11 protein-coding genes, 1 tRNA gene and 1 other annotated feature are annotated in these 12116 nt (G+C 37.6%); of the genes, 2 read left to right on the top strand and 10 right to left on the bottom strand.

What is annotated here, in order from left to right:
• Positions 1–8: 8 nt before the first annotated feature.
• Positions 9–650, bottom strand: coding sequence for an amino acid ABC transporter permease (locus AB3I27_RS09315; protein ID WP_002293344.1), 642 nt, complete (start codon positions 648–650; stop codon positions 9–11).
• Positions 651–694: 44 nt separating this feature from the next.
• Positions 695–1040, bottom strand: a binding site (T-box leader).
• A gap of 99 nt (positions 1041–1139) precedes the next feature.
• Here AB3I27_RS09315 and AB3I27_RS09310 point away from each other — a divergent pair.
• On the top strand, positions 1140–1625 hold the full coding sequence (locus AB3I27_RS09310; protein WP_002310123.1) for a prolyl-tRNA synthetase associated domain-containing protein: 486 nt from the start codon (positions 1140–1142) through the stop codon (positions 1623–1625).
• Between the two features lie 429 nt (positions 1626–2054).
• On the opposite strand, the gene acm is transcribed toward AB3I27_RS09310, so the two are convergent.
• The 3 genes from acm to AB3I27_RS09295 all read right to left on the bottom strand — a co-directional run bounded on the left by acm (position 2055) and on the right by AB3I27_RS09295 (position 5195).
• The gene (gene acm / locus AB3I27_RS09305) at positions 2055–4220 is read right to left on the bottom strand and encodes a collagen-binding MSCRAMM adhesin Acm (protein ID WP_181045999.1); all 2166 of its coding nucleotides are present in this window, start codon (positions 4218–4220) and stop codon (positions 2055–2057) included.
• Positions 4221–4684: 464 nt separating this feature from the next.
• Positions 4685–4984, bottom strand: coding sequence for a bacteriocin immunity protein (locus AB3I27_RS09300; RefSeq protein ID WP_002310121.1), 300 nt, complete (start codon positions 4982–4984; stop codon positions 4685–4687).
• Between the two features lie 138 nt (positions 4985–5122).
• A tRNA-Thr gene (locus AB3I27_RS09295) sits at positions 5123–5195 on the bottom strand.
• A 120-nt stretch (positions 5196–5315) separates the two neighbouring features.
• Between AB3I27_RS09295 and AB3I27_RS09290 the strand changes: the two genes are divergently transcribed.
• Positions 5316–5558 (top strand): hypothetical protein, encoded by a 243-nt coding sequence (locus AB3I27_RS09290; protein ID WP_002291542.1) that lies wholly within the window; start codon positions 5316–5318, stop codon positions 5556–5558.
• Between the two features lie 137 nt (positions 5559–5695).
• On the opposite strand, the gene upp is transcribed toward AB3I27_RS09290, so the two are convergent.
• The 6 genes from upp to prfA form a co-directional block, all read right to left on the bottom strand.
• Positions 5696–6325, bottom strand: coding sequence for a uracil phosphoribosyltransferase (gene upp / locus AB3I27_RS09285; protein ID WP_002291540.1), 630 nt, complete (start codon positions 6323–6325; stop codon positions 5696–5698).
• 135 nt (positions 6326–6460) lie between these two features.
• Positions 6461–7408, bottom strand: coding sequence for an alpha/beta hydrolase (locus AB3I27_RS09280; protein ID WP_368022981.1), 948 nt, complete (start codon positions 7406–7408; stop codon positions 6461–6463).
• Between the two features lie 172 nt (positions 7409–7580).
• Positions 7581–8825, bottom strand: a complete 1245-nt coding sequence (gene glyA, locus AB3I27_RS09275) for a serine hydroxymethyltransferase (protein ID WP_002310116.1) — start codon at positions 8823–8825, stop codon at positions 7581–7583.
• 165 nt (positions 8826–8990) lie between these two features.
• Positions 8991–10016 (bottom strand): L-threonylcarbamoyladenylate synthase, encoded by a 1026-nt coding sequence (locus tag AB3I27_RS09270; RefSeq protein ID WP_002320384.1) that lies wholly within the window; start codon positions 10014–10016, stop codon positions 8991–8993.
• Between the two features lie 193 nt (positions 10017–10209).
• Complete coding sequence (gene prmC, locus AB3I27_RS09265) at positions 10210–11049, bottom strand: peptide chain release factor N(5)-glutamine methyltransferase (protein ID WP_002310113.1); 840 nt, start codon at positions 11047–11049, stop codon at positions 10210–10212.
• A complete protein-coding gene (gene prfA / locus AB3I27_RS09260) occupies positions 11042–12115 on the bottom strand; it encodes a peptide chain release factor 1 (protein ID WP_002291519.1) in 1074 nt (357 codons plus the stop codon). Before prfA ends, prmC begins: the two co-directional genes overlap by 8 nt.
• Position 12116 lies beyond the last annotated feature (1 nt).

The raw sequence follows: 12116 nt of genomic DNA, 5'->3' as shown, positions 1-12116 counted from the left end.
CCTATCAGTTAGCGGTAATAATTTAATTTTCCTTCAACTTGTTTCATTACGATTGTTAGAATACCAGTCAATGTAAGATAGATGATTGCCACTCCTAGCAAAGGCAGTAAAGTCGCGTCGCGTTCCATCGCGATTTTCCCGGCACGCATTACATCACCCAAACCTAATATATAGATCAAGGAAGAATCTTTGACCAAGTTGATAACTTCATTACCTACAGAAGGTAAAACAATCTTTGTCACTTGCGGGATGACGATTTTCGTTACCGTTTGGAAGGGACTTAATTGCAAAACTTGCGCTGCTTCATATTGACCTTGAGGAATCGATTGTATCCCTCCACGGAAGATCTCTGCAAAATAAGCGGCATAGTTCAAGATAAAAGCAATGAGCGCTGCTTCGAATCGATCAAAAACGATCCCAATCGTCGGCAAACCATAAAAAACAAAAATCAGCTGTAACAATAGTGGCGTTCCCCGCATGATCCATACATATGTTTGAAGAAAGTAGCGTAGCGGCTTAAAATGCAAGGACAATCCTAGTGCTAAAATAATCCCTAATGGCAACGAGCCAATCAAGGTAAATAAAAATAATTTCAATGTTGTGAGTGCTCCTACTAATAATTGCGGCATAACTTCAATTAAATACTCCATCTTCTTTTCCTCCTTTAAAATAAAAAAATCCTCTTGGCAAATGCCAAGAGGACGTATTATACGTGGTTCCACCTCTGTTTATTTTTTCCTTGCAGAAAAAACCTCACACAGTCGTTGCAAATCAGATGAAAACAAAACGTCCTTTGATCCGAAGATCAAAGGACGTTAATCACGTGGTTCCACCTTTTTTTACCGGCTCCTCACGGAAAAGCCAGCCTTACCTGGTCATCTAGCAACGACCGCAGCTGTAACGGGCTCCCCGGATTTTCCTACTATACGCTTCAGAAAATCGACTCCAAGATGTGTTTCACGGTTAACTGTTGTCTCTTTCCACCAACCAGAGACTCTCTAAAAACACCTAACTGCTACTCTTCTTTTCGATGTCATTTGTTTTAACTTTACGTGTAATTTACATGATTATTTTTCATTTGTCAACTCTTGTCAACTCTTTTTTATGATACACTAATAAAAAAAGGAGGGTGATGCGCGATGAATCGTGCAACCGAACAAGAAGCTTATGAACTACTAAGAAAACTAGGTATCTCTTTTCAAAAAGTTGATCATCCTGCGATTACGTCAGTCAAAAATATCCCTTTTTCCCTACCTGGTCCGCAAGTAAAAAATCTATTATTGAAATCAAGAAAAGGAAAAAAAATCTATCTTGTCATCTTGCCTGATGAAAAGCATGCCGATTTAAAACAACTAGCTGAACAATTAAAAGAAAAGCGCTTATCTTTTGTTTCTGAAGAACAGCTTCCTGACCTTCTAGGAATTCCAGCAGGTACAGTGACTCCATTAGCATTGATGCACGACACAGAGAAAAAAATCCAAGTCGTGATCGATTCTGCTATTGATCGTCAAGATACCGTAGGCTTTCATCCAAATATCAATACCACTACGTTGATCATGGATTTTTCCGACTTTGAAAAGATACTTGTTTACTTAGAACATCTGCCAGTTTATGAAAATTTGTAATGATAGAGTAGTTTTCTTAATTCCCAATTCAAGCGTCTTTTTCTTTATTTAGCACAAAATATATCAGAAATTCTTTTAGCCAATCAAACAATGTAACAACTAGTATGAACGCTGAAAACTAGAGTATTCTTCCATAGTTAGCCAAATCCATATTTAATGATTCTACGAAAAGAGGCTGGGACAGAAGCGTTTAACTCCAAGAGATAAGAAGAAATTCACGAAAATTGCTTTTCAAATTTTGTGAATTTCAGCTTATTTCCGAAGGAGTGGCTTCTGCTTCCGCCGTTTATACGTGTTTAGAGCGTGAGACAAAAGTGTTCTTTACTATTGTCCCATGCTCTTTTTGATTATAAAGCGGAATTTTATCCTTTTGCTTTCAGTCATATTTAACAAAAAATATTATATTCTGAATAACAAAAATTATTCTATCTAAACTTTTTTATATTTTTGTAAGAATATCCCTGTACAGATAGTTACTATCAATAAACCAATGATTACAGCAAAACTAGATTTTTTACTACTTGTTTTAGGAAGAATGTTTTTTGATTTATTTGTTATCTGTTTAGGTACAGCTCTCTTACTAATATAATTGGTTCTTTGTTCGCTAGATTCTCCTGTATGAGCAAATATTTGCAATTTTTGAGAGAATAGATTTCTAATTTTCTCTCTCTCTGTCTTCTCTGGAAAATTTTTCCACGGTGTTATATGGCTACCTGGTATAGATATATTTGTTTTGCCCGGTGTATAACTGTTTTTGATGTTATACCCGTCAATTGTCGTACTGTATTCTGGTACGTTGTCTTCCGTTACAGTATAGATGATTTCTTGCCCGTCTTTGTATTTTGGCAGATTTGTGAAACGATAGTGCCAATCATCTTTTTCACTTACTTCTTTATGTTGGATTGGTTGACCGTCGGCTAATAGATTCACTGTGATCGTTGTCGGTCGTTTACCGTCTTGATTCTCATTGTCTTCCCATGTTTTTTGTCCTGAGACCGAAATGACTTCTCTATTCTCATTTGTAACGACTAGCCCGTTTTCAATTTTTTGATAACCTGAAGGGACGTAATCATTTCCGTTTTGGTCTACTTCTTGCACTTTAAACGTATATTCGTTTCCACTATCATCATACTGTTGGATATCTTCCCAAGTCACTGAAGTTATTCCATTATCTAATCGCTTTGTTTCTGCATCAGGAACTGGTTCCCAATTGTTTGTACTTTCTCTGAATAATTTAAAATAAATACTTGGTCTGGGAGTGGTTCCACCGTTCCAAATTTTAGTTGCTGTGATGTTCGTAACCTTTTTCTTGTTATAAATAGGTAAACTGACTCCCTCTGTATCATTTTCATTTATGGAGAATTTGAGTTCATTTGAACTTAGTGGATCAAAATCAATCCAATTGGGTGCTTCTTTTTCTTTTACAACATAATCTCCTACTTGCAGACCTTTGATACTAACTTCTCCCTGTTCATTCGAAGTCAACAGGATACTAGACTGTCCTTGAATAGGCTGTTCATCTGCTCGTCTTAATTCGAAAGTCACATTTGGGATACCAATCTCTGTGCCATTGATATATTTGAAAATCTTCAATTCGCCTCTAACTGTACCGTTGACTCCACCAGAAGCTGAAATATTTTTAACCGTATGATTGAAACCTTCTCCATCAACAGCAGGTTTATTAACTTCTTTAAACCAAGCTTTCGAATGATTCTCAAAACTTGTTTGTTCTGGGGTTTCTATAATCGTCTTATAACTCACCATTATTTTCCTAAGATTGACAAAGTTTTTTGGTATAGTTATTTCAATGTAATTATCATTTACTGAAAAATCAAATGTAGCACCGGGGAAATCTTGTAAAAATTGTTGGATTCCCTCTTCTCCTCTGTAAACTTTCTGTTCACCTAAGTGTATTTGATTAATTTCAAACGTACTTGGATCTAATCTTTGTCCACTTTGGATTTCATCACTGATTTTAACTGGTTGTTCAACGTAAGTGCCGTCATTGTTAATATTCAAAAACCATCGAATGTGCTCAGTATCTTCAGGAAGCATGTCTCCTGTTTTATAATAAAAAACGCTAGAAGAAGAACCAGAAGCTGGCTTTGTCACATTTACAGTAGCCGTTTTGTCACCACTCATCACGGTGAATGGCCCCGTATTTTCTTCACCAGTATCGGTTACGTTTCTGGCCTGGATCTCAAATTGCCCCCACCCTTCTACTGAGTCTATGTTTTTAATATTTTCATTAAATACAACCTGTGCAGAATCTTTTCTGACCGTTAAAGTTCCAACATTTTTATTTTCAATCATTAATGGGATTTCTTTCTGGAATCCTTCACCGCGAATATTTCCTTCACTTGGCCAATTGATCCAAAGATAATCACCTGGCTGGATATCTTGTTTTTTTTCGTCAAACGAGAATTTTACTTTTATGTTTCCTCCATCTGTAATATTCGTTGGGTCCACGGTCAACGAAGTGACGTTACTGCTGATATCTCTGCCTGCATCCGCATAGACATGAACAGGAATCAGTGATGTTATATTAGTAATAATAAATAACATTGATAAAATAATATTTCTACACTTTTTCATTTTTTCTATCTCCCCTATTCTAACTAAAAATAAAACCTACCATATCATCTCTCGAAAATCCTTTCTTCAATTCCTCCCCTACTCATTTCCAATCTTTTAACTAAAAAATTGATAGGTATTTTACAAATATTTATAAAAAATAAATATGCCAAAAAACTGTTTTTACAAGGTTTTTCCTAATGTAAATTATTTTTTCGCATATATTCATTTTATTTTACTTATTGCTTTCATTTTTTCAATCTATATTTCCAATTTTTAACTTACAAAAATGGAACGTGCATAAATAACTATAGTTGCATAAAATATTCTTTTAATTAGCATTATTATTTTATAACAGCTGTTTTTATATTAAATAAAGAATAAAACACAATATAAAAAATACAGACTTTGTTCAAATAAACGAACCTAGCCTGTATTCTGTGATTGACGCTACTTTTTAATTCATTGAGATGAATAATCCATTTTTATAAATGCCCAAAAGTAATCGATGCCGAAGCCATTCCTCGACCTAATTCTTTTTCAAATTTTCCTATTGTTGATATCTCCATATAAAACGGTGAGACTGCTTTAGACAATTCTCCCTTGATTGCTAACGGACGTAAACTACGTTCCAAATTATTCATGACTTTAGGATAATACTGACCTTTTTCTAAGCCTGTTTTTGCTTCTATCAGAAGTATACGTTCCTTTTCATTGATCTCTGGATTTAAAACGAGATCATATAATTTTAGTACCATGTTTTCTATTTCTTCACTTTTAGACATCACGATTTCCTCCCAGAAATATATTTCTCCCCACTACATTCTATACACAAAGTATACGCCATTTTTAGTGGTTTTTAAATCACACAGACATAAAGAAAAAAGACAGATACCCAACCAGGGTATCTGTCTTTTGCTTTATGCCAGCTATAGGGATCGAACCTACGACCTACGCGTTACGAGTGCGTTGCTCTACCAACTGAGCTAAGCTGGCCTTATCCAAAAGAAATTATATACTCTATTTGGCTGATTGTAAAGAGTTCGATGGAAAATTAGTTTAATTTCATGATATTTTTCATAAAACGTGGTATAATTGATGTGAAAGGCAGGTTTTATGAAAATGGCAACTTTTGGAAAATTTGATACAACTATCGTACCATCGGAAATTGGTGAAAAATTCAAGATCAATACTCACGTAATGTTCACGATTCACGGCAAGCCGCAAACTGGAACGATTTCAAAACAATTGAAAAATTCCGCTGTTGTTGAGATTGATGAAACTGCAGAAAATGCGAACTTGATGACGCAAAGCAAAGGTGTAGTAATCGTTAACTACAAAGAACTTAAAAAGATTTGAATTTGACCATCTCTGCATTTTTGGGATGGTTTTTTTATATACAAACGAAAGCTGTGAAAAAGCTGCTCTGCCTCAAACATTAAAAATGACCAAAAAAGGATGTGACAAAAGTTGTGTCACATCCTTTTTCATTTTACTTATTTTGTACCAAACAAACGGTCACCCGCATCCCCTAGTCCAGGAACGATATAACCATGTTCATTCAATTTTTCATCTAGAGAAGCTGTATAGATATCAATATCAGGATGCGCTTCTTGCAAAGCTTTTACTCCCTCAGGTGCTGCTACCAAACAAACAAATTTGATGTTCGACGCGCCACGTTCTTTCAATGCATCGATTGCCATGATTGCTGATCCACCTGTTGCCAACATTGGATCTACTACGAACAACTGACGTGCATCAATGTCTTCTGGAAGTTTGACGAAATATTCATGTGGCTCAAACGTTTCTTCATCTCGATAAAGACCGATATGGCCCACTTTAGCAGCTGGAATCAATTCCAAGATACCATCAACCATTCCGATACCTGCACGCAAGATTGGAATAATCGCTACTTTTTTACCGGACAACGTTTTTTGTGTTGTTTCAGTGATCGGTGTTTCGATCACGATGTCTTCCAACGGCATATCCCGTGATACTTCATATGCCATCAACATAGCGATTTCATCGACTACTTCACGAAAAACCTTTGTTCCGCAGTTTTTGTCCCGAATAATAGTTAGTTTGTGTTGAATCAATGGATGATCGATCACTTGAAATTTGCCCATTTTTTTTAAGCTCTCCTTTGTTCTGTCGTTTCTTTTTAATTGTAAAACAAAATCAAGTGATTGACTAGTCAAACTCGCCATTTTTCCTAAGAAAATCCTTTTTTGAAAAGAAGTTTTCCTGCTGACAAGCAAAGCTTATTCTTTTTCCATGATCCAAGAAGTAGATAATGCCATTGCTGCACGCGTTGCCTTTGTCTGATCCATAGCATTTACCATGACGAAATCATGGATGATTCCTTGGAAGCGTACTTGTGTAACAGGAACCCCTGCATCACGAAGTTTGCGTGCATAAGCCTCGCCTTCCTCTCTTAATACATCCGCTTCTCCTGTCAAAATCATTGCCGGAGGTAGATCTTTTAGTTCATTCAGTTCTGCTCTCAAAGGCGAAGCTGTGATCTCAGCACGCTCTTCCTCATTCGTCGTGTATTGATCCCAAAACCATCTCATTCCTTCTCTTGTCAAAAAATAGTTTTCTCCGAATTCATGATAGGAATCTGTATCAAAATCAGCGTTGGTAACTGGATAATACAGCAATTGTTTAGATATTGGGAGCCCTTTTCGTTCTTTTGTTAAGATCGTCATGACTGTAGCCATGTTACCACCAACTGAATCTCCTGCAACGATTAGATTCTCGAGATCCAGATTTTTTGACTTGGCTAATTTATTCAGCTGTTGCAACACAGCATAATTTTGTTCAATTGCTATTGGATATTTCGCTTCAGGTGATCGACTATATTCTGGAAAGACAACGACAGAATTCGTGCGGACCGAAAGTTCTCTGATCAATTTATCATGGGTTTGAGTACTGCCAAAGACCCAACCAGCTCCATGGATATAAAAAATAACTGGTAATTTATCTATATTTCCTTCCGGTCGTACAAAACGAATATTGATTTTTCCCCATTCGCCAGTATCTACCATCAAGTCTTCAATATCAACGGAATATTTGTTCACAGGTGATTCTTGTACTTCTTCCAGTAATGCTCTTCCTTCTTCCGGTGCTAGTTCATAGATTCGCGTATGAGGTGCATTTGCATCACTGAATGCTATGGCTTCCTTTTCTAACGAGATACGATCAGTCATGACTTTTCCTCCCTGAGATTTAATGTGAAGACTAAAATTACACCTCATATACTAGAGAGCATCATCAATATTGTCAAAGAATCCGTTTTCCATAAAAAAATAAAATAGAAAAAAACAGAAAAGTCCGGTATTGAACTTTTCTGTATTATTGTATTATATGGAATTTAAATTTTTATTTTTTATGCAATGGAAATTTTTCAGTTAATTCGCGTACACCTGTTTTGACTTCGTCTAATTGAGCATTGTCGCCTTTTGCTTGTAATGCTTTAACAACTAATTCAGCCACTTTTACAGCATCTTCTTCTTTAAGCCCGCGAGTAGTGATTGCTGGTGTACCGATTCGGATGCCGCTTGTTTTGAATGGACTTAGCGTTTCAAAAGGAATCGAGTTTTTATTTACCGTGATATTCACACTGTCCAAAATACTCTCTGCTTCTTTTCCATTTATACCTAACTCACGAACATCGATCAGCATCAGATGATTATCTGTCGCTCCTGAAATGACTCTTGTTCCGATTGCTTGATTGAATACTTTGACCATTGCTTTTGCATTGGCAATGATTTGTTCACTATATTCTTTAAATGCAGGATCTAGTGCTTCTTTGAATGCCGCTGCCTTCCCAGCAATCACATGCTCTAGAGGTCCGCCTTGAATACCAGGGAAGACCGCACTATTGATTTTTTTCGCTAATGTTTCATCGTTTGTCAAAATCATGCCGCCTCGAGGTCCGCGCAATGTTTTGTGAGTGGTAGTCGTTGTGATATCTGCATAAGGAACTGGATTAGGATGAAGTCCTGCTGCTACTAATCCTGCGATATGTGCCATATCTACCATCAGTTTTGCGCCTACTTCATCTGCGATTTCTCTGAATTTCGCAAAGTCGATCGTTCGTCCGTAAGCACTGGCACCTGCTACAATCAATTTTGGTTGATGTTTTCTAGCTAAAATACGTACCACATTATAATCAATAACTTCTGTTGTCGGATCAACACCGTAAGCAACAAAGTGATAGGTTTTGCCACTGAAGTTGACTGGTGATCCATGTGTTAGATGTCCGCCTGCGGAAAGATCCATTCCTAAGATCGTGTCCCCTGGTTCTACCAAAGCGAGATAAGCAGCCGTGTTGGCTTGAGAGCCGGAGTGAGGTTGGACGTTCGCAAATTTCGCTCCGAATAATTCTTTTGCACGGTCAATCGCTAAATTTTCAACGATGTCGACAAATTCACATCCTCCATAATAGCGATGCCCTGGATAACCTTCTGCGTATTTATTTGTCAAAATACTTCCTTGCGCAGCCATCACTGCTTCGGAGACAAAGTTTTCAGAGGCAATCAGCTCCAAATTATGTTCTTGTCTTTCTTCTTCTTTGGCGATCGCAGCCCAAAGATCAGGGTCAAACGTTTTGTAATCTACCACAAACAACAGCTCCTTTTTATTTTCCTACAATTTTATTTTTCCCATCAAAAACAAATTGCCAAATATTCGTATCTCTTCTATTTACACTTCGTTTTTCGTTCACTGATAGAAGATTTACTTGATAGCATTGTATCATACTAAAAGAATGCGGCAATAACCAATTGATCATTTTTCAAAATAATTTTGTCCAGCTGCTTTTTTCAAGCGATTCATATAAGCATTCCCCAATCCAGTTTCTGGATATACTTGTACAAAAATCAAATCTAACCCAAGTGTTGGTTCATCTAATCCTCTTAGACCTGCAAACAATCCTTTAGCCGCCGCTTCTACTGAGTTGTCGTTATACATATAAACAGCTGCAGTATCTGTCCGCACTTGATCCGAAATTTCGGGGCTTGCTATGACACCTACACGGATCTTCTTATTTTTTGCCCATTGAACTGCAGTTGACCAATCGCCCTCTCTGACCATCAGAACACGTGTATCGGGTGAGTAGTGCTTGTATTTCATCCCAGGCGCTTTTGGTGTTTCATTTTCTTTTACAAGATGCTGATCAATAGCAACAGGAGATTCGATGACTGCTTCGATTTGTTCTTTCGTTACTGCACCTGGTCGTAAGATCATAGGCATGGCTGTTGGATCACTTAAATCAAGAACAGTGGATTCTACTCCAATTCGCGTAGCTCCATCATCAATGATCCCGGTAATTTTTCCTTGTAGATCATGGAATACATGATCTGCAGTTGTCGGACTTGGTTTTCCCGACGTATTTGCACTTGGACCGACAAGCGGAACCCCTGAAAGTTCGATTACTTCTAGTGTTTTTTTGTTATCCGGCATACGAAATGCAGCTGTGGATAATCCTCCTGTTACAACTGAGGGCAAGGTATCTTTTTTGATTTTAAATATCAAAGTTAGTGGTCCAGGCCAGAAGTTCTTCACAATCTTCTCTGTTTCTGGATGAAAGTTGTCCACATACTCTTTTACTTGTTCAAAAGAGGCGACATGGACGATCAATGGATTGTCTTGAGGTCTTCCTTTTACAGAAAACACTTTCTTGACAGTATTTGGCAATAGAGCATTGGCGCCCAATCCATACACTGTTTCAGTAGGAAAAGCAACAAGTTCTCCTGCTTTCAGTGCTTTGGCTGCCTCTTTTAATTCAGTTTCATCATAACGTTTCGTTTCCACAGTTTATCCACAACCCCTTTTTCATACGTTCTTGTTTTATCCAACTTTATCCTCAAGTTTTCCACTGACTGTGGATCATTCGTTTGTCAATAGTGGATAAACTTGTTGATAAGCCAAAAAGTCGTTTACATCCTTGTCAAATTAGTGTTTTTTTATAATAAAAAAACAAATAAAAATTTTTTCATCCACAGCTTCAACTGTAGACTTGGATCATTCGTTCATTACCAAAAAGATCCTTTTTTATCGCCACTTTTTTATCTGGAAATGCTTGCTGGAATATTTTTTTTACTGCTTCACCTTGGCGAAATCCGATTTCTAAAAAAATCTTTCCATTTGGTTTTAGTACGCTTGGTGCTTCAACTGCTATTTTTTCATAAACAGCTAATCCATCGTTCTCCGCAAAAAGGGCCATCTTAGGTTCGAATGACCGGACACTTTCATCCATCAGTTCCCATTCATTCCGACTGATGTACGGCGGATTAGAAATAATCACATCAAATCGCCGATCCTGTACTGGTTCCAATGTATTCCCATGGTAAAAACTGATTTTCGTTCCTTCGTGCTGAGCATTTTCTTTCGCGACTTCTAATGCTTCTTCAGAAAGATCTACGGCAGATACATGCCAATTTTTTCTTGCTGCTTTCAAACTAATAGCAATCGCCCCAGTCCCTGTCCCGATATCTATCACTTCCAATGGTACATCAGGCGTCTCGTCTAAACACCACTCCACTAACTCTTCTGTTTCTGGTCGAGGAATCAGTGTTGCTTCGGTTACCTTCAACCGATGATCATAAAAATCTGCATATCCTAGCAAATACTGAGGCGGATGATCTGCAAGCAGAAGTCGCAGATCTGTTTCGATCAACTGTTGTTCTTCTTCTGAAATCTCTTCGTTCATATGAAGGAGCCAATCAAGTTTTTTCCATTGTTTTCGTTCCAAAAATAAAAATTGGATACTGTATGCTTCTTTTCCATGATCCTCTAAAAAAGAAGAAGCCCGTGACAGGACTTCTCGATAGGTCATTTTACCCATTTTGCATAGCTTCCAGTTTTGATGTTTGATCATACATGATCAATGCATCAACGATTTCATCCAATTTCCCTGCTAAAATCTGATCTAATTTTTGGATAGTTAATCCGATACGGTGATCAGTCACGCGATTTTGTGGGAAATTATACGTCCGAATCCGTTCTGAACGATCCCCAGTTCCGACTGCTGATTTTCGATTGGCATCATATTCACTTTGTGCTTCTTGTTGGATCTTATCATACACACGAGCACGCAAGATCTTCATTGCTTTTTCACGGTTCTTGATCTGAGAACGTTCATCCTGCATAGCAACGACGATCCCTGTTGGTAAGTGAGTCAAACGTACCGCAGATGCTGTTTTATTGACGTGCTGTCCGCCAGCACCTGAAGCATGATAGATATCTGTGCGGATATCTTTGTCTTCGATATCGATCTCTACTTCTTCAGCTTCTGGCATCACGACAACTGTCGCTGTGGAAGTATGGATACGCCCTTGCGATTCAGTTGAAGGAACACGTTGGACACGATGTGCACCACTTTCATATTTTAATTTCGAATAAACATTCTCTCCGGTAATCATCATAATCACTTCTTTGTATCCACCGATCCCGGTAACATTTGCTTCCATCACTTCTGTTTTCCAACCTTGTGCTTCAGCATACTTTTGGTACATATTGAAAAGATCACCCGCGAATAAGGCTGCTTCGTCTCCACCTGCTGCTCCGCGGATTTCCATGATGATATTTTTATCGTCATTTGGATCTTTTGGTAAAAGCAAGATCTTGATTTTTTCTTCTAAGACTTCTTTTTCTTTTTTTAACTCAGATAATTCTTCTTTTGCTAGTTCAGCCATTTCATCATCCAGTTTTTCACCAAGCAGTTCTTCTGTATCGGTGATCCCTTGTACTACTTCTTTATAACGACGATAAACTTCGACTGTTTCGCGCGTGTTTGCTTCTTCTTTTGAAAGCTGCATAAAGCGCTTTGTATCAGAAATCACTTCTGGGTCACTTAAAAGTTCTCCAAGCTCTTCATAACGGTCTTCAATTGATTGTAATTGATCGTACATG

Origin of the sequence: Enterococcus sp. C46 (assembly GCF_040887565.1) — a bacterium.
Classification (GTDB): domain Bacteria; phylum Bacillota; class Bacilli; order Lactobacillales; family Enterococcaceae; genus Enterococcus_B; species Enterococcus_B lactis.
This window is presented reverse-complemented; position numbering and strand designations above follow the sequence as displayed.

Coding starts and splice junctions, on each gene's coding strand:
- acm (WP_181045999.1), bottom strand. CDS start 4,220: ATGAAAAAGTGTAGAAATATTATTTTATCAATGTTATTTATTATTACT.
- AB3I27_RS09280 (WP_368022981.1), bottom strand. CDS start 7,408: ATGACTGATCGTATCTCGTTAGAAAAGGAAGCCATAGCATTCAGTGAT.
- AB3I27_RS09300 (WP_002310121.1), bottom strand. CDS start 4,984: ATGTCTAAAAGTGAAGAAATAGAAAACATGGTACTAAAATTATATGAT.
- prmC (WP_002310113.1), bottom strand. CDS start 11,049: ATGGGTAAAATGACCTATCGAGAAGTCCTGTCACGGGCTTCTTCTTTT.
- AB3I27_RS09310 (WP_002310123.1), top strand. CDS start 1,140: ATGAATCGTGCAACCGAACAAGAAGCTTATGAACTACTAAGAAAACTA.
- AB3I27_RS09290 (WP_002291542.1), top strand. CDS start 5,316: ATGAAAATGGCAACTTTTGGAAAATTTGATACAACTATCGTACCATCG.
- upp (WP_002291540.1), bottom strand. CDS start 6,325: ATGGGCAAATTTCAAGTGATCGATCATCCATTGATTCAACACAAACTA.
- prfA (WP_002291519.1), bottom strand. CDS start 12,115: ATGTACGATCAATTACAATCAATTGAAGACCGTTATGAAGAGCTTGGA.
- AB3I27_RS09315 (WP_002293344.1), bottom strand. CDS start 650: ATGGAGTATTTAATTGAAGTTATGCCGCAATTATTAGTAGGAGCACTC.